This window comes from Lactiplantibacillus sp. 3062, assembly GCF_055413545.1.
Map to the genome: position 1 here is coordinate 36,053 of NZ_JBVAYE010000001.1, position 26,165 is coordinate 62,217.

Consider the following 26,165-nt stretch of genomic DNA (forward strand, 5'->3'; position numbering starts at 1 on the left):
GGTCATCGCACCGAAATAGTTCAATTATGTAAATAATTAATCCCCATCGATTGACTATGATTGAAACGTGCGTTGTGTCCGACGTCGTGTTCGATCAGCTAACCCAATACTAATCTGTAACGCATTATCAACTCGGCGCATCGTCTGATCATCCAAATGAGTGACGCGATCTTTAAGCCGTTGCTTATCAATCGTTCGTATCTGCTCCAACAACACAACCGAATTTTTTTCAATCCCCGTATGGGCAGCGTTGATGTTAACATGTGTTGGCATCTTCGCTTTTTGAACCTTAGCAGTGATTGCCGCGACAATCACTGTGGGACTGTAATGGTTACCGACATTATTTTGCACGATTAGTACTGGACGCATGCCTCCTTGTTCGGAGCCTACGACTGGTGATAAATCTGCATAAAAGATGTCACCACGCTTAATGTCAGCTGCGGCCATCGCCTCATCTCCCTTTATTCGATACCCAATGTATCTGATAGTACCCCAATATAACCATCTTGCTACTCATAATAGCATGAACCATTCACTTTTAGCAACCGTTTACCAATTTAATCCAAAGAACTAATCGCTAAGCACCGTTAAAACTAATACTTCAGACCGATTAATTAAGACTGCCCAATGATGATTTCATCAATGTTTAAAAATAAACGAACTTATAATTAGATGCCGATAAATCACTCGAATCACTGAAATAAACTTAACAGCCCTCATCAATAAAATAGGAGACTCTAAAAAATGAGCGCCAGAATTTCTCTGGCACTCATTTTATTGGCTTAATCTCAATAACCAACCATGTAACCATAGCCTGTACGAGACAATCTTCGCAAACCTATCGTCTGATAAAACTTAATCTATATAAACTCTCGGCACTCGTGGTGCTAACCCACAAGCAATCTCATAATGAATTGTCCCACAATAGTCAGCAATATCTTGCAACGAAATGGTACGAGCACCGTCCGTGCCAACCAAAGTTACCTTAGCTCCAACCGGTACTTCATGTGGCAGACGAACCATCAGCTGGTCCATGCAGACCCGTCCGACGATTTCGCAAAACTCACCATCAACAAGTACATGGAAGCCTTGTAATCGGCGTTCATAGCCGTCCGCATACCCAATCGGCACCGTGCCAATCCATTCATCCTGTGCGGCCGTATACGTGGCACCATAGCTGACCGATTTGCCCCGAGCCAAGCGTTTAACAAACGTCAAGCGTGCCGTTAGCGACAACGCGGGTTGCAAGGGGTATGGTGCGCTGAGTTCGCGACCAGAAGGATTTAGACCATAGAGTGCAACCCCAAAGCGCACCATGTTGCCATTGCAAGCTTGATGCCAGAGACTGGTGGCCGAATTGGACACGTGGACATAGCGTGGTAGCTCATCCACCACTGCAATCAAGTGTTTCCAATTATTTAATTGATGAGTAAAATACGTATCATCTGCCTGGTCAGCCGTTGCAAAATGCGTAAAAATCCCTTCAAAGTCAAATGGTGACTGCGGTTGACGCAAAGTCGTAACCGCCGTTACCAATTCTTCGGGCGTCTGAAACCCGATTCGTCCCATACCCGTATCTAATGCAAGATGAACGTGAAGTGGTGTCGTCACTTGGTTAGCCGCTAAAATTGCTGCGGCCGTAGTCAGCCAATCTTGCGTTCCAACAGCTAGTGAAATATCCTTTTCAGCTACCAGCGGGGCGTATTCCGGTTCCGTAATTCCAAGTACTAGGATGGGTTCCGCAAAGCCAGCGGCCCGCAACGCTAATGCCTCATCCAGGATTGCAACACAAAAGCCGGTCGCCCCGGCTTCTTTGGCAGCCTGAGCAACTTGGATAATTCCATGTCCATAACCATTCGCTTTAACGACTGCCCATAACTCGGTCAACTCATCCTTTTGCGCCATTTCATTACTAATATTTGTCTTAATTGCCTGCAAGTCGACTGTGACTTGTGTGTGGCGGTGCTCCCCAATTACAACCATCACAAATTGCCTCTTTCCAATATAACTTGTGTCATTACTAACGTATCCGTGTGTGAAATTGAAATCCACGCTGGACCATCAAACGGGTGGCGCGTAACTTCCGGTTTACCCTGGGCGTTGTCTAAAATTTCGATATCTTGAAATCCAACTGCCGCACCAATTCCCGTGCCATATGCCTTACTATATGCTTCCTTAGCTGAAAAACGCCCTGCCATAAACTCGATCTGGCGTTTAACCGGGTAACGTGAAAACACCGCCAACTCAGCCGGTGTTAAGATCTTTTCAGGCAATCTCAGTCCCTTCGCTAGAATCGCTTCAATCCGACTAAGCTCAGTTAAATCAATGCCGGTACCATAAATCACGCTGTGACCCCCTCTATCTCATTATTATCACGTCAACTTAGGCTGATGTTTCCAATTTACCACAGCTACCGCCGCGATAAAAGGGCCCATACACGCAATCTTTTCATGTCAGCATGAATTATTGTTAAAACGTTCCAAACGCGTCAAGTCAAAGTCGGCCAGCTTAGGCCGCTGGAAAAAAGTCGAGTGAGCGTAAATATGTTTGGTTAGTGCGTCCTAACACCGACCTCCAGGCATTTCGGCCAATTGCTGGAACGCGGTGGACACAGATTTAAGCCGAAGACCACGTCTTAAATACTGGTCTTCCACTAACCAAGCAAAGGACGCTTGCTAAGTGGAATTTCACCGCTGAGCATTGGCCGAAACGCCTTCCAGTCGGGACAGTGTTCGAATGGCGGACATGTGTGTACCCAACTTTTAGTAAATTCGTCATTGTTTTTCATAAACCATAATTTTGTCAATCAACTGTCAGGCAGAAAATGACATTGTGATAGCTCACTATTCCCGAATCACTATAATAATCGAACGTCTCAACAAGGCGGTTAATGTCACCCTAACGTTTCGTTTAAGGTTCCGGTGTCAAAATAGTCAGCGACCAATTGTGCCGAGTTAAGTGGCCGTTCATCTGCCATTCGAGCGGGTTCCTGAAACGTGTTCGGTACCGCTAAAGCCTGTGCTTGCTACGCCAACGGACTAATGCCAAAGCCGTATTAATCCGTTGGCTAGGCAATGCTCGGCTTCAACCCGTGGCCCCTCACAGGCTTGAGACTGGAGGGGCTGGGTGACAATGCTCAGTAGCCAAGTTATTCTTAGGCGGAAGTGGGTTGCTTCCGGCTTAGAATAAGACTCGTATTTGAGATGACGCGGGTTGGGCGTTAGCTCAAATCGACGTCGGCTACGTTCCAGCAATTGGCACCCAGCCCCGGAGGTCGACATAGGACGCACAAGTGCTGACGAACAACAAACCAATTAAATTGGAACGTTTTAACAATAATTCATACGAACATCTGCCGACTACTTGTATTCTAACATTGTAGGGCATAAAAAAAGCCGAGCATGCGCTCGGCTTTTGTGCAAAGTTAATTTAATTCAACTTAATTTGTGCGTTGACTTTAATCATTGGTGCGGATCGTATAGCTCCGCTTGCTGCTTTGCTTGCGACCTTCATCATGGTTGCGGTTGCTGCTCCGGTTATCATCGCGACTGCGACCTTTATAACCATTGCTCTTCCGATCGCCACGGCCACCGTTACGATCACGGTCGCGATTGCGACCATTGTGAGAATAACCGCCACGACCATTGCCATGACTGTTATTGCGGTTGCGATTACCGCCACGATATCCGCCACGCCGGTTGTTACCGCCGCCACCTTTGTGACGAGGTAATGGGCGTTCTGGCGTAATCTTAACGGGTACGGCTGAGGCGTCGTCCTTAGTTAAGTCATTTAACAAGGCAGCAACTAGATCAGTAGCATCGTATTTTTGTAATAATTCAGCAGCTTGATCAGCATACTTTTCAGTCGAAGTCTTAACAACTAACGAATCAACATTCGCTTCTGCAGCAGCTAATTGGCCAGCAAAAGCTTCAGATTCAGTTGGTGGCTTCAATGGTAACATCCGCTTCTTGGTCAACTTTTCGATGACCCGCAAATATTCCATTTCGTTTGGTGTTACAAAAGTTAATGAAACACCCTTGTGTCCGGCACGGCCAGTACGGCCAATCCGGTGAACATAACTGTCCGGATCCTGTGGAATATCGTAATTGTAAACGTGGGTCACACCAGAAACATCAAGTCCCCGAGCAGCCACATCGGTTGCAACCAGAATATCCAATTTACCAGCCTTGAATTGACGCATGATTTGCGTCCGACGTTGTTGGCTCAAATCACCATGAATCCCAGCGGCATTATAACCACGTGCTTCGAGACCCTTTGATAATTCGTCAACTCGACGTTTCGTTCGACCAAACACGATTGTGAGTTCAGGTGCCTGAACATCAAACAACCGGGTCATAATATCGAACTTTTCAAATTCTTTGGCTTTAACGTAATATTGATCGACCGTATCAGCAGTCATTTCTTTTGATTTGATCTTAACGTGATGCGGTTCCTTCATGAACTGCACACCAATGCGTTTGATTTCAGGTGGCATCGTTGCGGAGAACAACATAGTTTGGCGTTCATCCGGCACTTGTTTGATAATTGATTCGATATCTTCCAAGAAACCCATGTTTAACATTTCGTCAGCTTCATCAAGAACTAACATCTTGACGTGGTCTAACTTGACCGTGCCCCGGCGAATGTGGTCAAGCAACCGGCCAGGAGTTCCGACGATTACTTGTGGGTTTTGCTTCAGATTTCTGATTTGGCGCCGAATATCAGCACCACCGTAAACGACTTGGACTTTCGCCCGTTCGTCTTTACCTAAGCGGAAGATTTCTTCCTGAGTTTGGATTGCTAATTCACGCGTTGGTGAAACAACTAATGCTTGAATGTTATGGTTGTCAAAATCCAAGCGTTGTAAGATTGGTAATGCAAACGCGGCGGTCTTCCCAGTACCGGTTTGTGCTTGACCAATCACATCTTTGCCTTCTAGAACCATTGGAATGGTTTCGGCTTGAATCGGGGTCGCTTCTTCGTATCCGGCCCGATTAACTGCTTTAAGTAGGCTATCGGATAAGCCTAGTTCTGTAAACTTCAAATATGTTTCCTCCTAAGGATGACACCATGGGATTACTGCCAGCTAGGAAAAAATCCGTTTCCCGTAAGACGCTGTCATGTAAGCCAACGGTCTGACTTTCATATGGTACAACTGAATTATCATACACCGGTTATTCTAAATAAGCAAGCAAAGCCCCTAGCAATACCGGAAGGGAAACAACATTATCAGTCTAATGTTAGCGTCACCATTACCCAGTCATTGCGAGGGGCCTGCTTAATCGAATCACTTAAATTTTATTTTTCAGGAGCAGCTTCCAGCGCCGTCAGAACCTTTTCAAGGTGAATCCCGTGACTCCCCTTCAATAAGACCTGATCATCCGCACTAACCGTCGCCGTTAAGTCGGCAATCAATTGGGGTTGTTGATCCGTTTGATAATAGTGGACTGCACCGGCTGGGTACTTTTCTTGTAGCACTTCTGCCAACGCTCGCATATGTTCACCATTCAAATAGACGCTGGCAATCGTGGCTGGATCCAATTCACTGGCTAAACTCATGTGTAGTGCATCCGACTGGTCACCCAACTCAAGCATATCACCGAGTACAGCGATTCGCTGACCCTTAGTAGGTACCGCCGCAAAAGCGGCTAGGACCCGTCGAGCTGCCGTTGGATTAGAGTTATAAACATCACTTAAGATGGCTTCTCCACGGTAACCAGTTAACCATTCTGTCCGGTTCTCCGTCGGCACAAAACTGGCGATTGCTTGTTGCGCAGCGGCTGGTCGAATGTGAAAAGTATCAGCTACCAAGAGCGCCGCCAATGCATTATTGACATTGTACGCACCCATCATCGGAATTGTGTACGTGTTGTCCGGCCACAGACTCGTCTTAAATTGCGTTTGAGCCCGACTAGTCGTGATATCACTGCCTGCTAAGGTGTTCGTATCATCCAACCCAAACGTCCGTTGATGCTGACTGACTTCCTTAGCACGTTCTTGTAGCAGTGGTTCATCACCATTAAAAATGAACGTGCCATCTTCTTTTAAGCCGTGGACAATTTCCATTTTGGCATCGGCAATTCGATCCCGTGTACCAAAGAACTCAATGTGGGCTTCCCCAATCATGGTAATCACCGCAACGTCCGGCTGAACGAGACGGCTCAAGAAATCCAACTCGCCAAAATGGTCCATCCCCATTTCAACGACGACCACTTCTGTATTCGGTTCCATACTGAGTAACGTCACTGGCACACCAATCTGATTGTTAAAGTTGGCGTGCGTCTTTGTCACGTTAAACTGAGTGCCCAAAACACTCGCAATCATATCCTTCGTCGTTGTTTTACCATTACTACCCGTAACAGCCACGACTTTCGGATTAATTTTTTGTAAATAGTATTGCCCCAGCTGCTGTAGTGCCGTCAATGTATCAGCAACCATAATGACAGGTAAGTCTTCTGGAACGTCGTCGGCATGGTCGCTGGCCCATAAGGTAGCAACTGCCCCGTGCTCGATTGCACTTTGAATATATTGATGACCATCATTAGCGCCCATCAGCGGAATAAATAGATCCCCTGCTTGGAGCTTTCGGCTATCAAACGCCACACCCGTTACATTAACATCGGGCCACGCCTGTTCGGCATTGACCGCTTGAACGGCCTTAGCAATTTCGGCAACTTGCATCTTCATATCGATTAAACTCTCCATTCATGGCGACCACTTGTCGGTCAGCCAAGTTCTGACTAAGGTTCCACTTTCTCGAATCGTAGCCCAATTCAAGCTACGCGCATAAAAATTATACCACTTTGACCCCAGGGACTCTATGGCTAGACCAATTTAGCCCCTAAATCCCGCCCCAAACGACTTAAAAACGCCCGCTGAATGATCAGCCAAGCGTTAAGATGATAATACTATAAATGTTCTTCGAACGCAGCCTGGTCCTGCACTTGCAAGTCCCACACGCCTGAATTCAAGTTAAAAGTAAGGGTCGCGACATGGTGGGTTCGCCGATTCTCTCCACCACGAGCGGGATCAAAAACTTCGATTTCATTGCCTGTCGTCTCCGTGTGCACCGGCACCAATAATTGGCGTTGCCGAACCATTGACTGATCAAAGTAAATGAACAAACCATCTGGCATCAATTGAACGAGTTGCTTGAGAATCGCTTCAGGTACTCGTGGAACACTCAGTGAACGCATAAACATACGCCGGCCACGGTAAGCTGCCAAAGTGTGCCGCACAATGGCAGCACTTAAAATATGGCTAAATGCGGAAATATAATAGAAGTACACTTTGATACCACCATTGCGTTGTTCCAAGAAAACGTAGTGGTTGCGCAGTTTGTAATTAAACGGTGATCGAATTGGACGATCCATATGTCCGAGATACAATAGCTCGGCAATCTCAGTCGCGGTTAGAAAATCCAAATCGCCAACTTCATCATAATCAAGCCACTTAACGGGTAACGCGTGACTCTGTAACAAATATCGCCGAATTTCATTTTCATCATTAATGACGTTCAGACCCGTGTGAGCATTTACCGCATGCTCGTTATCATCAACACCGACTAACGAGACCAAGTTAGCTGGCAAGCGTTTGATACCATGCACAAAGTCGCTCTGGTCGATCCCGTAAGCAAAGACAAGGTTATCCAGTTTTTCCAAATTGGCGTAAATATATTTGCGTTGCAACCGTCTCACTCTTTCAACTTTCTATTTGTTTTCATTATAATCCGTTATTAACCTAAACGCATTTTTTTATTACATGTTTTTTAAACGAGTGATGCGATCAGCCATCGGTGGGTGGGTATCGAATAAGTGCGTCCATGATTTCTTCGCCTTAAACGGATCAGAAATATAGAGGGCCGCGCTACTAGGATCCGCCGCTTGCATGGGTTGGCTGTCATCGATTTTTTCAAGGGCACTGATTAAGCCCAACGGATTACGAGTCAGTTCCACACTGCCGGCATCCGCTAAGTATTCGCGATTACGAGATAGCGCCATCTGCACTAAACTAGCTGCTAGCGGCGCTAAAATAATGACAACAATCGCTAGGATCATTAGTAAGACCTGGGCACCGTTGCCGTCACGATCATTATCCCGACTGCGCCGGCCACCGCCCCACCAAAAGGCGTTCATACCCCAATTGACTAACAAACTGATGGCCGCTGTCAGAGCCAAGGCAATGGTCTGTAACCGAATATCATAGTTACGCACATGACTCATCTCGTGACCAATGACGCCTTCCATCTCTTCACGCGTTAATCGTGCCTGAATACCAGTTGTCACTGCAACTGCCGCATGCTCAGGGTCATTTCCTGTCGCAAACGCATTGGGGCTCTCATCATCAATAATAAAGACACGTGGCATCGGTACTTTAGCAACCAACGCCATGTCTTCCACAATGTGCCAGAGCTCTGGATCATCGTCAGCTTGATGCAGCTCACGTCCATGATTCATGCTCATGACAATGTCAGTCGACTGACTAATCATTAATACCATATAAAATACCGCTGCAATCAAGGCTACTAGTAACCCTGCAATCGCACTATTAAAAAACACGTAGCCAACTGCTAAACCAATCACTGCAAGTAATATGACAAAAGCGGCCATCACGTATAACGTGTGCCGCTTGTTGCGGGCAATTTGCTCAAATAACATGGGCATAACCTCTAATCTTCAAATGAAACCGTGGGTGCTGCTTTTTCTGCTTCAGGAACAGTTAAGAATTCAACGTTCTTGAAGTGATGAATGCCAGCAATAATATTTGACGGGAATTGTTGTAACTTCATGTTATAGCTGGCAGCGCTAGAGTTGAACAGTTGCCGTGAATAAGCAATCTTGTTTTCTGTATTGGTCAACTCTTCCATCAGCTTACCGAATTCTTGATTAGCCTTCAAATCAGGGTAGCTTTCAGCTAACGCAAAAATGCTCTTCAACGAATTTGTCAATTGATCAGAAACTGCCATAGCCTGTTGGTGATCACCGCTCGGCACTTGCGTTAATTGATTCCGTAATGAAATCACTTCCGCTAAGGTACTCTTTTCATGTTTCGCGTAACCTTTGACCGTATTGACCAGATTAGGAATCAAATCAGTCCGCCGTTTTAGCTGAACATCGATTTGGCTCCACGCTTCCTGCGTATACATCCGTGACTTAACTAAACCGTTATAAATTACCACGTAAATTGCGATCAAAACCAATACGACCGCAACGATAATTAAAGCTATCATCAATAGACCCCCTCTAAATTATGTCTTATCTGAGACATGTGACCTTAAGTTATATTGTACCGTGAAATTCCGTTAGAAGATATCGATACCCCTAGAATGTAATAATTGTTAATATTTGTTATTAAAATGACTTGTAAAGGCCTTCTGAACCTGAGTTGGCGCCGACTTAAACGACCATTGCTGTTCGTACTTACCGCGAATCATTAAGCGACCCGCCCCGGTCTTATCACAGGTAATTAGGGTAATCAGCTTCTGACCAGGAACATCATCAATTACTTGGACATCAGTTGCTTTAATGAATGTTCGCTGACTCGTCTTATACGCATAAATCTTTTTGGCATCACTCACATAAATCATTTGGCCAACCTTGCTCTTATAGTACAACGGACTGAATAGTGCGCCATGCTTGATCATATGGTGACCAGCCAACGCGTAGTTACCCTGCCCCATCTTCTGATTAGCTTTCATCGTGCCAGCCGCCAATGCTAACGTTTCATTGCTGACACCATTACCGATTGGCAGGTACAAATCAACGGACGGAATCGCAATCGAGCCAATCACGTTGATTGCATTCTTATTCATGCGGGCCTTGGCAACGGTCTGAAAGTCAAGTGACTTGACCTTTGAGAAGTTAAAATCGCTCTTCTTCTTCGTATTCTGCTTAACCGTCTTAGCCGTAACGGTCGGCGAGTATGAACTCACTAACCAGCTCTTGATCTGTTCATTGAAAATTAATGCCAATGATACTAGCACCAGCAGGACAAAAACGCCCCGACCTAACCACTTTAACCCGGGATGTTGCTTGGACTTCATTAATCCCGCCTCCTAATTTGTTTACGCCCTTTATCAAAGGTTCTACGGTAAATATACCTTAATTAGTTCGCATAATAAAGCCCCGAATTCGTTTAGTTCGTTAGAATTATCTATAGCTTATCATAATCATTATATTTGCGTCCGTAATCAGATTCTTGTTATGCTAATTGTATCAAAAACAGAAAGCAGGTTGGACCTATGGAAACGATGGTAAAAAACGATCTCAATCAACTAATGCAACAACGTGAGGATGGCCCATACATTGCAATTTACCTCAACACGGCCGTTGTGCTCAACGACCTCAATCGCCGCCGCTTACAATTCAAACAATTAGTTAATGAAGCTGAAACCCAGATGGCCCACCACTTTCCGAAAACCGAATTTGCGCCATACGCGACGCAACTAGAGCAATTAATTAATGACAACGCCTTCTGGTTACAGCACACTGGCCCTCAGACAGGCATCATCACTAACAGTCGTGACCTACACATTTTCGACTTACAATATCCCACTGACAACCATGTCAGCGTCAATAGCATGCCAGCTATTCGCCCAGTACTAGCCGACCGCCAGCATCAATTCGACTTCGACTTGCTAGCACTCAATGAAGATAGCATGGCGCTCTACGCCCAACGTGATGGCAGTTTCGTCGAACTTGATTTGCCAGCTGAGGCCCCCCGCACCCTGACAGAAGCATTGGGCACTGAAAAACGTGGCGGTGACCTGAATTTCAACGCCAGCCCCGTTCACGGTGCCAACTATCATGGTCATAATGCGAAGGCCGAAGAACGCGATATTGACCAACGAAATTATTACCAACAAGTGGCGCAGTACGTTCAGGCCCATTCACAAAAGACGCGACGGCCATTGATCTTAATGGGACTACCACATAACCAGGCAGTCTTCCGTGCCGTCAACAAGAATCCGTACTTGTCACAACACCTCATGATCAATAAGTCACCGAAAAACTTAACGGTGGGCGCAATGCAAACAGCCACAGAACCCGTTCAGACGATGTGGCATACCCAATTAGCCGACATTTTACTAGAACGTTATGATCAGGCTAAGTCCCGCCAGTTAGCATTGGCCGATCCTTTTGACATGATCAAGCCAGCACTAAGTGGGCGGATCGACACCTTGATTGTCGCCGCAGACGCGAATGTTGCCGGCTCCTTACCAGCGGCCGATGTTCAATTAAATGATCCAATTGCTGCTCCTGATAATTTAATTGACGACCTGGTCGATGTCGTGATTGCCATGAACGGGCAAATCCGAATCATCCCCGCAGACCGGATGCCCGTAGAAACCGCTGCTCTCGCGATTATGCGCTACTAATCATATCGTAAGTGAGACAAAGCCGCATCAGTTCATTACTCGAACTGGTGCGGCTTTGTTTGTGAGTGTCGATGATTTGCACATACAAAAAAGACGCCCCAGCCGAAGCCGGAACGCCGTTTAATTGTCTGCTTATTTGAGACCGTATTTCTTGTTGAAACGATCGACCGCACCATCGGCCTTGGTAAACTTTTGCTTACCAGTGTAGAATGGATGTGAATCTGACGTAATTTCAACACGGATCAATGGGTAAGTATTACCATCTTCCCATTCAACAGTTTCTGCTGAAGTTGCTGTTGAACCAGAGATGAACTTAAAACCAGTAGTTGAGTCTTGGAACACAACTAAATGGTAATCTGGATGAATTCCTTTTTGCATTGTATTTCGCTCCTTTGCCCTGAATCATTTGCTGAAACAGAGATTATCATAGTTTTAACCAACGATAAACATGTTATCACGAATCACAGCTTCCCGTCAACCTACAAAGTAGCCTGCCTGCCAGTATTAACGACGCGACCGCCGGGTTGATTGACCAGTGAACTTTAAGCTAGCTAGATCACGAACAAACTCAGTGTTGGTCTTCGTGTGTTTTAAAAATTGTAAAAGCTGTTCGGTGTACTCTAACGCGTTGCCAGTCATTGATCGCCGAATCTGCCAGACTGGCTCCAAATTCTTACGACTAACCAACAATTCCTCTTTACGCGTACTAGATTGCTTCAAGTCTAGCGCCGGGAAGACCCGCCGTTCAGCTAACTCGCGGGATAGCTGTAATTCTGAGTTGCCAGTTCCTTTGAATTCTTCATAAATCATGTCGTCCATCCGGCTACCCGTATCGACTAACGCGGTGCCTAAAATCGTTAGGCTACCACCTTCCTCGATATTGCGCGCGGAACCGAAGAATCGCTTGGGCTTGTAAAACGCCGTGGGATCGACCCCACCAGACAACGTCCGCCCGCTAGACGGGATGACCAAATTATATGCCCGCGTAAGCCGGGTAATCGAATCCAATAAGATAATCACATCCTGTTTGTCTTCAACTAGGCGCCGCGCACGTTCAAGCACCAATTCCGCAACACGCACGTGATTTTGTGGTTGTTGATCAAAAGTCGAACTCACCACTTCTCCCTTGATTGACCGCTCTAAATCAGTCACTTCTTCGGGCCGTTCATCAATCAGTAACATAATCAGCTTAGCGTCTGGATAATTGGCGACGATGCCATTTGCAATATTCTTTAACAGCGTCGTCTTACCGGCTTTAGGAGGTGCGACAATTAAGCCCCGTTGACCGAAGCCAATCGGGACAAAAGTATCAATCAAACGGGTCGCTAAAACGGCGGCCGTTGTCGATAACTTAATTTGTTTTTGTGGATAAAGTGGTGTTAACGCTGGAAAATGGGGCCGTTGCTTGGCCTCATTAGGATCCTTACCGTTAACCGTCCCTACCCGCATTAAACCGTAATACCGTTCGTTAGGTCGCGGTGGCCGGGCTTGACCAGCCACATAGTCTCCGTTACGAAGACCAAAGCGATGAATCTGCGACTGAGAAATATAAATATCTTCCTGCGAAGGCCCATAATTAATTGGCCGCAAAAAGCCATAGCCCTCTTGGCTAATAATTTCCAAGACGCCTTCCATTTGTACAAAGCCCCGCTTTTTATCCTGCTCACGGAGAACGGCTAATGAGAGTTCCTTTTTATTCATTTGCGAATAATAAGAAATTTTATACTCACGAGCATAGTTATAAATTTCTTTTAACGTTTTCTGCTCGAGATCGTGCATTGTTAAAATTTTTTCCATAACCACTGTTCTTTCTTAGCTGTACATCGTTAGTTTTCGGGAACTTCTTCGTCGGCTGCAATTTCCACATCCGCACCAAGTGTATGCAATTTATCGATGACCCGATCATAGCCACGTAGAATATTGTCAGCGCGACTAATTTCCGTAACGCCACTAGCCGCGAGACCAGCAATCATTAGTGCCGCCCCAGACCGAATCTCACCGGCCTCGACATGTGCACCTTGTAAGTGGGAAGAATGACCCACGACAATCAAGTTATCTTGAACGCGAATGTCCGCCCCCATCTTACGTAACTGTTCAACGTGTTGCGTGCGTTGCGGATAAATCGTATCAATCACCACGCTACTACCGTTAGCACGCAATAATAATGGGGTGATTGGTTGTTGCAAATCAGTGGCAAAGCCTGGGTAAGTCATTGTTTTAACCCGAATTGGGTCCAAATCATTGGACCGTGGGACGTAAATACTATCTTCATTAATCTGTAAATCGACACCCATTTCGACTAGTTTTGCCGTGAATGACTCCATATGTTCAGGGATCACATTCTTTAGCAAAATACCGTCCCCAATCGAAGCAGCCAGGGATAGATACGTTCCCGTCTCAATCCGATCAGGAATAATCGTATGGGTTGCCCGCGAATGCAGTGCCGGAACGCCTTCGATTCGAATTACGTCGGTACCAGCACCCCGAATTTTAGCGCCCATATTATTCAAAAAAGTCGCTAAATCAATGATTTCAGGCTCTTTAGCCGCATTTTCAATCGTGGTCGTACCATGAGCTTTGACGGCAGCCAAAATAATGTTGATCGTCGCCCCAACGGAAACCACGTCTAAAAAGATGCGCGCTCCGTGAAGGCCCTCTGTGCCCGTTGAGATAAAGACAGAGTCATTCTCTTCAACGACGTTAGCGCCGAGCGCCTTAAAACCCTTGATATGCTGATCAATTGGTCGTGGACCAATATTATCACCACCAGGGAAAGTCACCGTTGCACGGTTAAAACGACCGAGTAAGGCCCCCATAAAGTAGTAAGAAGCTCGCAAGCTTTTAATGGCATGACTTGGTAATTCAGATTCTTCAATATTTGTTGGATCAATTGTTAGAACATCGTTTTCAAAAGTGGAATGGACGTTCATCGACTCTAAGATGAGCCGTAAGTTGTGAACGTCTAAGATGTGCGGAACCGTATCGAATTGGACCGGAGTGTCTGCAAGAATCGCAGCAGGAATCAGTGCGACGGTACTATTTTTTGCGCCACCGATCGTTAATTCCCCAGAAAGTCGTTTTCCGCCATGGATTATCATTTTTTTCATAACATAACTTTCCTCGCTAAATAAGTGTCACACTGTATCATACAATCATTAACCATAATAAAGAATGTCCGTCAAAAATACAACCAATATCAGGAAACTGTAATCTTTTTACGCAATAAAATCATTAACTCGACTAATTCAAACGCTTTCATGAACGATTTTGTAAGATAATTAAGCTAAATCTGCGTAATTTAAGGTGCCACCAAGACGTGCGATGCTGTACAATTCATTCTGACATCAACAGTTAACATTGTCACGTAATTAACGCCACGATTGTCCACCGATTTTACTACTGTCATACTATGTACTCCATACGATGATTGGGAGCGACGTGATACCGAATAATAATTCAACTAAGCGACCTATTTTAATCCTACTCAAGTCCTAAATGATTATTAACACACCGCCCGCTAGAAAAATAGAAGAGTGCTAATGCGCGTGATAAATTTCACTGGCATTAGCACTCTCTGGACTGAATTGAACCTGATGGACTATCAGCATTCATGACTAATCACTTCCTTATTTAATTTAGTAACATTCCGTTACCCGTTAATCGCAAGTAGCTGTTCCATATGTTGGGGGTTCATATTAAGTTCACGCAACTGCAATAACGTCTGCTTTAAGTTTTCATACTCAGCTTCTGTGTATAGACGGCTCTCAAAACCAATTTGATAAGCTTCGGCAATAGTAACCAAATCGCGTCGTAACCGACGTCGAATTTCGTTTGGTGTCAACATTGGCATCACCTCCATTTATTATTCACCATAATACCATATAATATAATGATCAACGGTCTATGATACGATTTGATAATCTTTGATAATTGATAATAATAGCAATTACCCCCTGCTACATCAGCCTTTTAGCTTGATGTCAGCTAATGAGAATTGCATGAGATTTATCATGATGATAATCAGTTGATAACTAAATTAATAAAATCATTAATACCCCCGTTTTGATAAGACATAGAAAATCCCCGCTGTCATCCTCAATAATATCATTCTAAACAAATTATCATAAAAATCGGCTGCGTTCCAACCCGAATCCCATAAAAACACACGCTACCCTGGCACTAACATCCACAATAATTGCGACCGGCCATCACTGAACAACGGGATATTTGATTGCTCAGTTTAAAACTTAAAATGCGGCAGCCCTTACACAAACTTGTTGTGTTGGCTGCCGCATTTTTACGGTGGTGACCATGATTCTTACCTGTCCGGGAACTCAGAGTAGCTTCCTCACAGTTTCGCCACTATGGCTGCACTAAATTTTGACAGGGTTTCATGACGTTAATCGCTTACAATTACATCGTTTAATCCTGCTGGAGATCCTCATCTTTGACGGTCTGCAAATAACGATAAACACTCGGATCAGAGACTTTGAGCACTTTGGCGGCTTCACTAACTGAATCCTTCAATAGGAAGTAACCTTGGTGGTATAAGCTACGAACGATTTCTAATTTTTCATTTTGCTTTAAATATTCAACAGAGACGCCATACTTAGCACAGACAGCCTGGGTCACTTCCCGAGCTAAATCAGTGATAGAAGTGGTTAGATGTTCCGGCGCGACCGGCGTGTCATGGGCCTTCTCGTTAGCTGGTGTTCCTTTGAGTTGATGAATCGTTGGTGAGTTCAAATGTTTGTAACTCGCCATTACCTTCAACACTTGTTCCTGCAGATCGTCTAGGGCACTATCATCCGTATTAATACAAATCATCCCGACGATTTCACCATCTAATCGCAAAAAATAAGTTGATGATCGTAGTGAGTGCTTCCCTTGCGAAACACCCTTGTAGTTGGCTAGATAATCACGCTTTTCAGTTTTACCGGCCTTCATCGTTCGCAACGCTAAGTCAGTTGCAGGATCGCCAACTTGTCGATGTGATATGTGGGAATTACGAATTGCCACAACGGAGTGGTTTAAATCCAACAAGTCGTTCAGGACAACTTCACTACTGGGGCCTAAGATATCTGCTAAAAAATCAACAAACGGAATAAACTCGCGCACGTATTCTTGCTCAGCTGTTAATGGTTTTTGCATAACGGCACTCACCTCACTATTTTTTTACAACGTTATGACTTAATATTATTTTATCACACTGATAAAATGTTAATACATGTAACGATATAAACATCTAATTAAAAAAGATGATACCGCCTTTAGTCAGCTCATCATCTTTCTGCGACATTTTTTATGCATGAACTTGTGAATTAGTCGATCGTCCAAAAATCTTTTCCTTCATCCGAATACCGGTTGGCGTCGCCGCTAAGCCACCCAGTCCAGTTTCCCGAAGTGCCTTTGGCAAGCCCTTACCGACTTTATCCATCGCTGCAATGACTTCATCCGCTGGAATCTTGTTCGTGCAGCCAGCCAAAGCCATGTCAGCCGCAATCAACGCATTACCGACCCCAATCGCATTCCGTTTAACACACGGTAGTTCAACTAACCCAGCAACGGGATCACACACTAATCCCATCAAGTTACTGATTGCCATCGCCAAAGCCTCAGCACTTTGTTCAGGCGTCCCACCAGCAACTTCAACCGCGGCCGCAGCGCCCATCGCAGAAGCGCTACCAACTTCAGCTTGGCAACCGCCAGTCGCACCAGCAATCCCAGCATTATTAGCTATGACCATCCCAAAAGCGCCAGCGGTAAATAGAAATTGGATCATCTGGTCACGGTTGAGGTTCATTCGGTCCTTCAGCGTGAAAATCACACCAGGTAGTGTCCCCGTCGATCCAGCCGTTGGTGTCGCACAAACGACTCCCATCGAAGCATTAACTTCATTGGTTGAGATTGCGTTCTGAACAGCTTGCATCATCGTATCGCCGGATAAAGTGTGCCCTTTTTGACGATACTTTTTCAAGAGAACAGCTTCACCACCAGTTAAACCAGTTGTTGAATAGACCCCGTCGCCTGCAGCCCCTTTATTAACAGCTGCTTCCATGACGTCTAGATTCCGGCCCATCGTGTGCCAGATTTCTTCACGACTCGTTTGCGATGTTTCCATCTCTTGTTCAATCATTAATTCGTAGATCGGCTTCTTGGTCTCCTTGGCCGCTGTTACCAGTTCTGCTACGCTCATGTACATCATAACTGACCTCCCTGATTATAAGTAAACTAAATTTGCGTGTCCCTGCGCTAATTTTTTGATTTCATCCTGTTTGAGGCGGCGATCCAAATCATATTCATATAAATTGCCCCGAGCCGTCTTGTACTGCTGCTGGTCGTTTACTTTAGTCAGATCAGCCAACTGTTTGGTTACGTGCTGATGGTCATTCTCACCACCTTGAACTAACAAGATAGGAAGTGGCCCTTTGGGTTTAACATCAAAACCATCCATCTTGATTTCACGAATTTCGATGGTTCCACCCCCGATTGAACATCCAGCGACCGTCACTTGCTTATCATCATTTTTTAAGTCAATGATGGCAGTGTTCGGGTGGTTGATTGGGCTATCACCAGGCTCTTCGATAAAGGTAATATTTATCCCCTGATCTCGGGCCAAACCAATGGCATATGGAACCCGGCTATCATCAGGATCAAAACCAAGAATGCCACTGATAATCGCATAGTCCGTTCCGTGGCCCTTGTGGGTTTGCGCAAATGATTCATAGTAATGAATGACAATATCTGTCGGTTTCTCCTGAAAAATGCTATTCGCTGCTCGACCAATCGCACACGCCCCCGCAGTATGGGAACTGGAAGGTCCAATCATAATCGGGCCAATAATATCAAAAACACTCTTGTAATTCACCGTCATTTTAGTCATCCTCCTATTTGAATCATCACGTTAAATTAAGCTTTGGTACGGGCAACTAGCGCTTCTTTGCGCATTCATCGTCAGTACATCGTTTCGAAACTTTATGAATCTTGAAGTTACGGCACAAGCAAGCACCACAGTTGTACTGATCAGAAAACATAAAGCCGTTGCATCAAAGCTTTCATTTCTGAATTAATTCCGCCGTTGTGATTAATCCAGCCTCCAGTATGGTCATTCGATTCGCGACCCTCACGAACCCCAACACCGTCATGCGAATCTCGTCAATAACACTAGCAACGAGATTTATGACAAAAATTGGCTTCAATAATATTAACCAATGTGAATTCATCTCGTATTTTAGTCAGATTACTAAATAAACAATTTGATGATATTGAACAGGATACCACTAACTGCGATTAATCCAATTACCACAACAAAGACATTGCTGTGTTTGCCGGCATATTGCTGTAACTTAGGACTTTTATGAATGGCATACATTGGCATCAAGAACAAGATAAACGCAATGATTGGTCCAATGATGGTTTCAATCATTCCCATAATGGAAGGATTGACCCAGGCAACTATCCAGGCACTTAGTAGCAGAACAAGATCAACAATTGTCGAAACAGTTCGACTTGAAAGCGTCTTGTTAGATTTTTCTTCCATCTTACGAATAATCCCACGTAAGCCTTCACTCGTTCCTAGATAATGTCCTAAAAAGGACTTGGCGATTGCAATAAAAGCAATTACGGGAGAAACATATTTAATAATTGGATTATTGAAAGCAGTCGCAACGTAATCAAGGATTGAAACATTTTCATTTTTAGCTTCAAGGATTTGGTCTGGAGTCAACGCCAATGTACAACTAATAACAAAGAACATTGCGACAATGACCATCAACGTTTCGGCCGACAATAGAATTGTCGAAATCTTTTTATCGACTTTGTCCTTACCTTCTCCACTATATTCTTTACGTTCGGCAACGGAAAATGAAGAGATAATCGGAGAATGGTTAAACGAAAAGATCATAACGGGAATAAGTAACCACAAGTTTCCTAAAGTGCCAACCAAATGTCCCCCAGATACGGAACTGGAAAATGTTGAGAGGATTGCGCCGTTCCAATGTGGAATAAGATAAAAGGAAAACAGAACGATTACAATAATAAATGGAAAGGCCAGGCCACTCATAACTTTGGTAATCAAAGAGGTACCAAAGCGAGCAATTCCAATGAGAATCCCAACAAGTACTAGCGACAACAGCCAACGAGGTGGTGTTTGCATGTGCATTTGGTCGGTAATAAATTTCGATACAGTATTCGTAATAGAAACAGAATAAACTAATAAGATTGGATAAATGGAGAAGAAATAAATAATGGTAAAAAGCAATCCAATCTTAAAGCCAAAATGTTGTTCAACAACATCAGTAATGTCATCACCATCATTTTTAGCCGACAAGACAAACCTACTCAGGCCCCTGTGAGCAAAAAATGTGGTTGGCAAAGCCAAAATAAGTATCATGATGATACCAAGAATACCTGCCGTGCCAACTCCAATCGGTAAGAATAGCACGCCGGCCCCAATCGCGGTTCCGAACAAACTTAGCATCCAAAAAGTATCATTTTTTCTCCAACCCTTAAATATATTTGTCATTTTTAAATCTCCTTTTTATAACGTTGTTCTGGTCACACCAGAGAATGTGCTAACATAACCTGCATGAATAACCCTCCCATTAGATTTAACGTCTCGACTCGTTGTAAAACGCCACTTTGTGATAAACATCACTTTAGTGCCGTGAAAACCTTTTCTTCATGATAAAATATTATCATGGTGACAATTACCGTTCATGTGATTTCAATTATAAAAATTAAGCATTTTTAACACCAAATTAAAAAGGACTGAGATTACCATAACAGTCCTAGCCTGTATCCATCTCAATCCTAGTGATATTAAGTTTAACATTCAAATGAATTATTTGAATAATAATTTATTCTCATAATAATTTTATTTTATCTCTGTCATACCATGCATGTAAGGTTGGAGCACCTTAGGAATCTTAACCGTGCCATCGGCTTGTTGATAATTTTCCAAAATCGCAGCTACCGTCCGGCCAACAGCAAGTCCAGAACCATTCAACGTGTGGACGTAATCGACCGTCCCATCAGCTTTCCGGTAACGAATCATCGCCCGCCGTGCTTGGAAGTCCAAGCAGTTAGAGCATGAACTGATTTCCCGATAAACGCCTTGTTCTGGCATCCATACTTCCACATCATAGGTCTTGGCTGATGAGAAACCAGTATCCCCCGTTGAAAGCTTAATAACATGGTATGCAAGCCCTAATTCGCGCAACACTTCTTCGGCATTATCCGTTAATTTTTCGAGCTCATCGTATGAATTCTCAGGTTTACAGTACTTGACCATCTCGACTTTGTGAAATTGGTGCATACGAATCAAGCCCCGGGTATCACGCCCCGCACTCCCAGCTTCGGAGCGATAACAAGGCGTCATCGCCGTGAAGTACGTTGGCAATTGATCTTCAGATAAGATTTCATTCGCATAGTAATTGGTCAGCGGTACTTCAGCCGTCGGGATCAACGTCATTCCTGAAGATTCAACCGTGTAGACGTCTTCTTTGAACTTCGGAAATTGCCCAGTTCCATACATTGTCTGAGCGTTCACCAAGTATGGCGGAATAATTTCATGGTACCCTTGCTTTTGTGTGTGCAGATCTAGCATAAAGCTGTAAACCGCCCGTTCTAAGAGTGCACCCGCATCCTTATAATAAACAAAGCGCGCGCCCGCGACTTTTGCTGCCCGGTCAAAATCCAAGATTCCTAAGCTTTCGCCCAATTCCCAGTGCGCCTTAGGTTTAAAATCAAACGTTGGAATATCGCCGTGCTTACGCATCTCAACATTGCTATCTTCGTCAGGACCGACTGGTACATCATCGGCAGGTAAATTCGGGAAGCGAATCGCTAAGTAATGAAGCCGATCGTTTACTTCCGTTTGGGCCGCTTCCGTACTCTTAATATCACCATTCAGCTGTTTGACTTGTTGAATGAGGGCTTGGCCCGCTTCCGATTGCGGATCACTTTGCCCAATTTGTTCCGTCAACTGGTTTTTCTGTTTCTTCAATCCTTCAACCTTGGTAATTGCATCCCGGTTTTGTTGGTCTAACTGTAAGTATTCATCAACCTCAGCCGGATCAACCTTCCGAGTCTGGAGCTTAGTCTTAACAAGTTCTGGGTTATTACGAACAAACTTTGGATTTAACATACGAAAAGCCTCCTTAAAATTAAAACGTCCCATAGCCTTCACCTAAAAGACTATGGGACGTTTTTTATCAACGTGGTACCACCCAATTTACTGCTCTACGAGTATATCGTCTCACCGCGACCTCTTAAAAATGAAGTCAAACGCTAAATGGCGGATTCATCAGTCCAATCAACCAACTTTCAGCAACCGTTGGCTTTCTAAATAACCAGATTAACTACTAACCCATTATGTTTGCGCTTTCAATTTACACTTATAATCTAGACCTCCCGCCATTTATTGTCAATAGTTTTTTATTATCATTTTATTTTTCTATTATCAAGAGAACCATTTATTGTTACCATGTATTTTCGCAACACCAGTTGTCACTGTGAATATCGGTGACCTAATCAAGCCCGTGGCCGCCCAACAAAAAAAGCACACCAACAATTCGCTGGCGTGCTTTATTCTTAATTCTACCGTACTAAATTTATGCCTTCACTTTACCAGTCTGGTTAGCGGCATCGATGAATGCCTTGAATAACCCTTCTGGACGGTTAGGCCGTGATAAGAATTCTGGATGATATTGTGAGGCCACGAAGAAGCGCTTCTTTGGTAATTCAATCACTTCGACGAGCCGGTTGTCAGGCGAAGTTCCGGAGAAGACCATGCCCTTAGCAGCCATTGCTTCACGATACTTATTATTGAATTCATAACGGTGGCGATGACGTTCCATCACAACTTCTTCATTGTGATAAGCTTTAGCCGCCACAGTTCCCGGCTTCAGCTTGCAAGGGTAAGCGCCTAAACGTTGCGTTCCACCCATGTCTTCAACGTCTTCTTGGTCGGCCATCAAATCAATAATATTGTCCGGCGTCTTCGGATCGATTTCAGCAGAGTTAGCATCCTTCAATCCAAGTACGTTACGTGCAAATTCGACACTGGCCATTTGCATTCCCAAGCAGATACCTAAGAATGGCACGTCGTTTTCACGGGCATACTTGATTGCCGTAATCTTACCTTCAATTCCCCGATCACCAAAGCCACCAGGAACTAAGATTCCGTCAGCATCGCCGAGTAGTTCTTCGACATTTTCTGGCGTAACATCTTCAGCAGAAATCTTCTTCAAATCAATGTCGGCATCATCCGTATAGCCAGCATGCTTCAATGCTTCCGTCACTGAGATATAAGCATCCTGTAAAGCGACGTATTTTCCGACTAGCGCAATCTTGATGGTCCGTGATAAGTTCTGAACATGATGTTCTAAGTCAATCCATTCACTCATGTCGGCCTTAGGTGCCTGTACATCAAAATGGTCAAGGACGATTTGGTCCATGTTTTGTTTCTGAACATTCAACGGAATTGAATAAATCGTCTTAACGTCTAAGGATTCAATGACTGCTTCTGGTTCCACGTCACAGAAGGACGCAATCTTATTCCGCATTTCCCGCGTAATTGGTTGTTCAGTCCGGACAACTAACATGTTCGGCTGAATCCCATAACTCCGCAATTCCTTAACAGAATGTTGCGTTGGCTTCGTCTTCATTTCACCAGCTGCCCGTAAATATGGGATCAATGTGGTATGGATATAGAAAACATTGTCGGAACCTAAATCACTCTTCATTTGCCGTAGCGCTTCAATAAATGGCAAGGATTCGATATCACCGACCGTCCCACCGATTTCAGTAATCACGATATCGGAATCCGTCGTCGTACCCGCACGCATGATTTTTTCCTTGATAGCGTTCGTGATATGCGGAATCACTTGCACCGTGGCGCCTAAATAATCGCCCCGCCGTTCCTTTTGCAGAACTTCTGAATAAATCTTACCGGTGGTAACATTTGAATATTTATTAAGGTTAATGTCGATAAAACGTTCATAATGTCCAAGGTCTAAGTCAGTTTCGGTCCCATCATCGGTCACGAAGACTTCACCGTGTTGATAAGGACTCATCGTACCAGGATCAACGTTGATATAGGGATCAAACTTTTGAATCGTGACCTTTAAGCCCCGGTTCTTCAATAAACGCCCTAGCGAAGCAGCGACGATACCTTTACCAATGGATGACACAACGCCACCAGTTACAAAAATATATTTGGTCATGTGATAACTCCTTAAAGATTTATTTCGTGGGGTGGTATAAATAAAGAAAGCTCCCTATTTCAACAGAAATAGGGAGCTAATACGATCGTTTGTCTCAGGTATTTCTACCAGAGAGCCCAAATAAGATAATACAAGGAGATTCCCTTTTCGTCAAGGAAAAATCTTGAAAAGCTTATTTCGATTCGTCGTCTTCGTCATCGTAGTCGTCATCATCATCGTCATCATTTAACTCTGATAATTGACCCTCGATACCGTCTGGCAACGTTTCATCAGCAACATCGTCGTCTGTGTCATCAACACCCGCAAGTTCATCGTACTTGCTGCTTGCTGAATCATCAGTATCGTCGTCCTGATCATCATCGTCATCGTAGTTATCGTCATCTTCGGGATCATCGTCATCGTAATCGATCACGTCGTCATCATCCCCGGCATCGGCCAAGAAGGCGTTAACCTTCTTACGCTTCTTGCGCTTTGGCCGATCCTCATCTTCGTCATCGTCCGTATGAATAACGGCTTCGTCAATGGATTCAAATGGGTACCATGCACGCAGGCCCCACATATTGTCACCGAGCGAAATGAAACTACCATCGATATTAAGATCGGTATAAAATTGTGATAAACGCTCCCGAATTTCTTCGTCGCTTTTACCTAAATATGATTGCACAGCGTTGGTCAAGTCGGCAAAAGCCATCACATCACCATGTTGTGATAAGATCGCGTGAGCAACCTCGATTAAAGATAATTCGGACTTTTTTTGTCCATCAAATTGTTTTAGTTCCAAACTGGTGCACGTCCTTTCCACAGTTTATAGTACATAATACCAAATTAGGCCGTGAATTGCAATCGCAACTTGTAGTTACCAAGTAGCTGCTCACCCGCGTATAAATCGTAATCAACGTTCACCTCACCTGAAAATGGCCGTTCACGTAGCCGTACTCGTAACATCGGCGTCACCGTTTCAACAGGTAGCATCCCCATAGGCGTTTGATAATGAGCACGCACCCGTTTACCATTGGAAAAGTGCAACCGAAGTCGGTTCTCCGCACTCCGCGTCAACACGACGTCCCCATTAGCTGCCAGCTTAATCGTCACTGGAATCGGTTCTGGCGCATCATCGTTAACTTCCTTATACCGTAAATAAAACGCGTCACCCATCTGAACCAATTGACCATCGACATCCAGTGCATAGTTCGCCGTATCGTCATCTTGCCGCGCCTGCGTCTCTAAATGAATCGCCACTGGCACACCAGTTGTTAAATCATCCATATTTGGACCTCCTAATATTTCAAAATCACACGCTGAACGCCCGTCTACGATCACCGTGTTACCACACTCGCTATATCCTTTTCAGCGTTCACGACCGCGCGACTCCCATCACGCCCATCGTAAAACTTCCTGTTTAATTATAAGCCATTCATGCCAAAATAACTAAAAATAGGACTAAAAGCGGTCAGCTTAGATCTGCTGGGAAAAGTTCGAACCCGCGTAAACTTTTTGAGTCGGCTGTGTTCCAACAATTGTCCCCCAGCCCCGGAGGTCGAAATAGGCCGCACGTTGCTGACGAACAAAAAACCAACTAACTTGCACGTTTCATTATCCTATGATGGTATGCTACAGATTAAGTTGATTTGTCTAAGCCAATGCAACAGTACCATTTTTCTAGTATAATTAGTGATGATACGGACAACGGTGGCGGTTTCATCATGAGACATCCCTCGTGCCCGATAATAGCGGATAACGGGGTGGCTTTCTTGACGGAATCAACAATTGCAACTTTGAGTCAAAAATACGAACCGGCAGCGATGCTGGATAGTTTTGCGTATACGAACGCCCTGCTGTGGTTAACGGCGGCTCGTCAGCAACCAATCGTTCATTTCTGGCAGTTACAGCCAACCGTCATTCTCGGCTTACTAGACCAACGCTTGCCACGGCTAACTGCTGGCTTAGCAGATCTACACGCTGCCGGTTATCAGGTCATGCTCCGTAATTCAGGTGGGCTAGCCGTAGTTGCTGACCCTGGTGTACTAAACGTCTCCTTATTTCTTCCAGCAACTCGTGAACGCTATTCAATTACAGCGGCATATCAATTGATGGTCGACTACGTTCAGGCAGTTTGGCCACAATTAAATATCACGACTGGTGAGATTACACGCTCCTATTGTCCTGGTGATTATGATTTGAGTATTGCCGGTCGTAAAATTGCCGGAATGTCGCAACGGCGCACTGCCGAAGCGCTGGTCATCATGCTGTATGTCAGCGTTGATGGCGATCAGATGGCCCGTAGTCAACTCATTCAGCGTTTTTACCAAGTCAGCTTAGCCGGTCACCATGACGCGCGGTTTCCAGATGTTGATCCACAAGTCATGACGACCGTTGCTGACGCTTTGGCAGCGCCGACTGACACTACCGCTACACAAGCTCGTTTTATAGCCATCCTAGCTCAACATGGGACGGTCGACACAACAAGTTTGCCGTTAGTCACCGAAGAACCTGAATTTCAAGCACACTTAAATCAAGCCTATCAACAAATGCAACGCCGACAACAACGCTTGCATCACTGA

The 26,165-nt window shown here is 44.7% G+C and carries 24 protein-coding genes; 2 read left to right on the forward strand and 22 right to left on the reverse strand.

Going from position 1 to position 26,165, the window contains the following annotated elements:
* Positions 1-54: 54 nt before the first annotated feature.
* The 9 genes from ACWQAU_RS00140 to ACWQAU_RS00180 all read right to left on the reverse strand — a co-directional run bounded on the left by ACWQAU_RS00140 (position 55) and on the right by ACWQAU_RS00180 (position 10,042).
* A complete protein-coding gene (locus ACWQAU_RS00140) occupies positions 55-447 on the reverse strand; it encodes a type II toxin-antitoxin system PemK/MazF family toxin (RefSeq protein WP_027821484.1) in 393 nt (130 codons plus the stop codon).
* A 408-nt stretch (positions 448-855) separates the two neighbouring features.
* Positions 856-1,983: an alanine racemase gene (gene alr, locus ACWQAU_RS00145; RefSeq protein WP_053339253.1), complete on the reverse strand. Its 1,128-nt coding sequence runs from the start codon at positions 1,981-1,983 to the stop codon at positions 856-858.
* A complete protein-coding gene (gene acpS, locus ACWQAU_RS00150; protein WP_003642061.1) occupies positions 1,983-2,345 on the reverse strand; it encodes a holo-ACP synthase in 363 nt (120 codons plus the stop codon). Before acpS ends, alr begins: the two co-directional genes overlap by 1 nt.
* A gap of 1,112 nt (positions 2,346-3,457) precedes the next feature.
* Positions 3,458-5,044, reverse strand: a complete 1,587-nt coding sequence (locus tag ACWQAU_RS00155; protein WP_027821486.1) for a DEAD/DEAH box helicase — start codon at positions 5,042-5,044, stop codon at positions 3,458-3,460.
* Positions 5,045-5,298: 254 nt separating this feature from the next.
* Positions 5,299-6,687, reverse strand: coding sequence for a UDP-N-acetylmuramoyl-tripeptide--D-alanyl-D-alanine ligase (locus ACWQAU_RS00160; protein WP_013355193.1), 1,389 nt, complete (start codon positions 6,685-6,687; stop codon positions 5,299-5,301).
* 221 nt (positions 6,688-6,908) lie between these two features.
* Positions 6,909-7,697, reverse strand: a complete 789-nt coding sequence (locus ACWQAU_RS00165) for a hypothetical protein (protein WP_003642056.1) — start codon at positions 7,695-7,697, stop codon at positions 6,909-6,911.
* Between the two features lie 60 nt (positions 7,698-7,757).
* Complete coding sequence (gene htpX, locus ACWQAU_RS00170) at positions 7,758-8,657, reverse strand: zinc metalloprotease HtpX (RefSeq protein ID WP_011101040.1); 900 nt, start codon at positions 8,655-8,657, stop codon at positions 7,758-7,760.
* An 11-nt stretch (positions 8,658-8,668) separates the two neighbouring features.
* Positions 8,669-9,229, reverse strand: a complete 561-nt coding sequence (locus ACWQAU_RS00175; protein ID WP_003642054.1) for a LemA family protein — start codon at positions 9,227-9,229, stop codon at positions 8,669-8,671.
* A 108-nt stretch (positions 9,230-9,337) separates the two neighbouring features.
* The gene (locus ACWQAU_RS00180; protein WP_003642053.1) at positions 9,338-10,042 is read right to left on the reverse strand and encodes a class A sortase; all 705 of its coding nucleotides are present in this window, start codon (positions 10,040-10,042) and stop codon (positions 9,338-9,340) included.
* Positions 10,043-10,240: 198 nt separating this feature from the next.
* Here ACWQAU_RS00180 and ACWQAU_RS00185 point away from each other — a divergent pair, with 198 nt between their 5' ends.
* Entirely contained in the window at positions 10,241-11,377 is a 1,137-nt protein-coding gene (locus ACWQAU_RS00185) for a baeRF6 domain-containing protein (protein WP_003646515.1), read from the forward strand.
* Between the two features lie 132 nt (positions 11,378-11,509).
* On the opposite strand, the gene ACWQAU_RS00190 is transcribed toward ACWQAU_RS00185, so the two are convergent.
* The 13 genes from ACWQAU_RS00190 to ACWQAU_RS00250 all read right to left on the reverse strand — a co-directional run bounded on the left by ACWQAU_RS00190 (position 11,510) and on the right by ACWQAU_RS00250 (position 25,191).
* Positions 11,510-11,755: a type B 50S ribosomal protein L31 gene (locus ACWQAU_RS00190; RefSeq protein ID WP_003637671.1), complete on the reverse strand. Its 246-nt coding sequence runs from the start codon at positions 11,753-11,755 to the stop codon at positions 11,510-11,512.
* 126 nt (positions 11,756-11,881) lie between these two features.
* Positions 11,882-13,174 (reverse strand): transcription termination factor Rho, encoded by a 1,293-nt coding sequence (rho, locus tag ACWQAU_RS00195; RefSeq protein ID WP_003642051.1) that lies wholly within the window; start codon positions 13,172-13,174, stop codon positions 11,882-11,884.
* Positions 13,175-13,203: 29 nt separating this feature from the next.
* On the reverse strand, positions 13,204-14,484 hold the full coding sequence (locus ACWQAU_RS00200) for a UDP-N-acetylglucosamine 1-carboxyvinyltransferase (RefSeq protein ID WP_003642050.1): 1,281 nt from the start codon (positions 14,482-14,484) through the stop codon (positions 13,204-13,206).
* Between the two features lie 542 nt (positions 14,485-15,026).
* The gene (locus ACWQAU_RS00205; protein ID WP_011101039.1) at positions 15,027-15,221 is read right to left on the reverse strand and encodes a hypothetical protein; all 195 of its coding nucleotides are present in this window, start codon (positions 15,219-15,221) and stop codon (positions 15,027-15,029) included.
* A gap of 578 nt (positions 15,222-15,799) precedes the next feature.
* A complete protein-coding gene (locus tag ACWQAU_RS00210) occupies positions 15,800-16,528 on the reverse strand; it encodes a helix-turn-helix transcriptional regulator (protein WP_027821487.1) in 729 nt (242 codons plus the stop codon).
* A 151-nt stretch (positions 16,529-16,679) separates the two neighbouring features.
* Positions 16,680-17,579, reverse strand: a complete 900-nt coding sequence (sdaAA, locus tag ACWQAU_RS00215) for an L-serine ammonia-lyase, iron-sulfur-dependent, subunit alpha (RefSeq protein ID WP_003646513.1) — start codon at positions 17,577-17,579, stop codon at positions 16,680-16,682.
* 18 nt (positions 17,580-17,597) lie between these two features.
* The gene (gene sdaAB / locus ACWQAU_RS00220) at positions 17,598-18,251 is read right to left on the reverse strand and encodes an L-serine ammonia-lyase, iron-sulfur-dependent subunit beta (RefSeq protein ID WP_003646512.1); all 654 of its coding nucleotides are present in this window, start codon (positions 18,249-18,251) and stop codon (positions 17,598-17,600) included.
* Positions 18,252-18,620: 369 nt separating this feature from the next.
* On the reverse strand, positions 18,621-19,901 hold the full coding sequence (locus tag ACWQAU_RS00225) for a serine transporter (RefSeq protein ID WP_003642044.1): 1,281 nt from the start codon (positions 19,899-19,901) through the stop codon (positions 18,621-18,623).
* Between the two features lie 351 nt (positions 19,902-20,252).
* Positions 20,253-21,524 carry a serine--tRNA ligase gene (gene serS, locus ACWQAU_RS00230; RefSeq protein WP_003646511.1) on the reverse strand — a complete coding sequence of 424 codons (1,272 nt, stop codon included), beginning with the start codon at positions 21,522-21,524 and terminating at the stop codon, positions 20,253-20,255.
* A gap of 466 nt (positions 21,525-21,990) precedes the next feature.
* Positions 21,991-23,604: a CTP synthase gene (locus ACWQAU_RS00235; protein ID WP_003642042.1), complete on the reverse strand. Its 1,614-nt coding sequence runs from the start codon at positions 23,602-23,604 to the stop codon at positions 21,991-21,993.
* A 172-nt stretch (positions 23,605-23,776) separates the two neighbouring features.
* A complete protein-coding gene (rpoE, locus tag ACWQAU_RS00240; RefSeq protein WP_003642041.1) occupies positions 23,777-24,385 on the reverse strand; it encodes a DNA-directed RNA polymerase subunit delta in 609 nt (202 codons plus the stop codon).
* Positions 24,386-24,429: 44 nt separating this feature from the next.
* Positions 24,430-24,870 (reverse strand): YwiB family protein, encoded by a 441-nt coding sequence (locus ACWQAU_RS00245; protein ID WP_003642040.1) that lies wholly within the window; start codon positions 24,868-24,870, stop codon positions 24,430-24,432.
* Positions 24,871-25,059: 189 nt separating this feature from the next.
* Positions 25,060-25,191 (reverse strand): hypothetical protein, encoded by a 132-nt coding sequence (locus ACWQAU_RS00250; RefSeq protein WP_259401851.1) that lies wholly within the window; start codon positions 25,189-25,191, stop codon positions 25,060-25,062.
* 41 nt (positions 25,192-25,232) lie between these two features.
* Here ACWQAU_RS00250 and ACWQAU_RS00255 point away from each other — a divergent pair, with 41 nt between their 5' ends.
* Positions 25,233-26,165 carry a lipoate--protein ligase family protein gene (locus tag ACWQAU_RS00255; RefSeq protein WP_027821488.1) on the forward strand — a complete coding sequence of 311 codons (933 nt, stop codon included), beginning with the start codon at positions 25,233-25,235 and terminating at the stop codon, positions 26,163-26,165.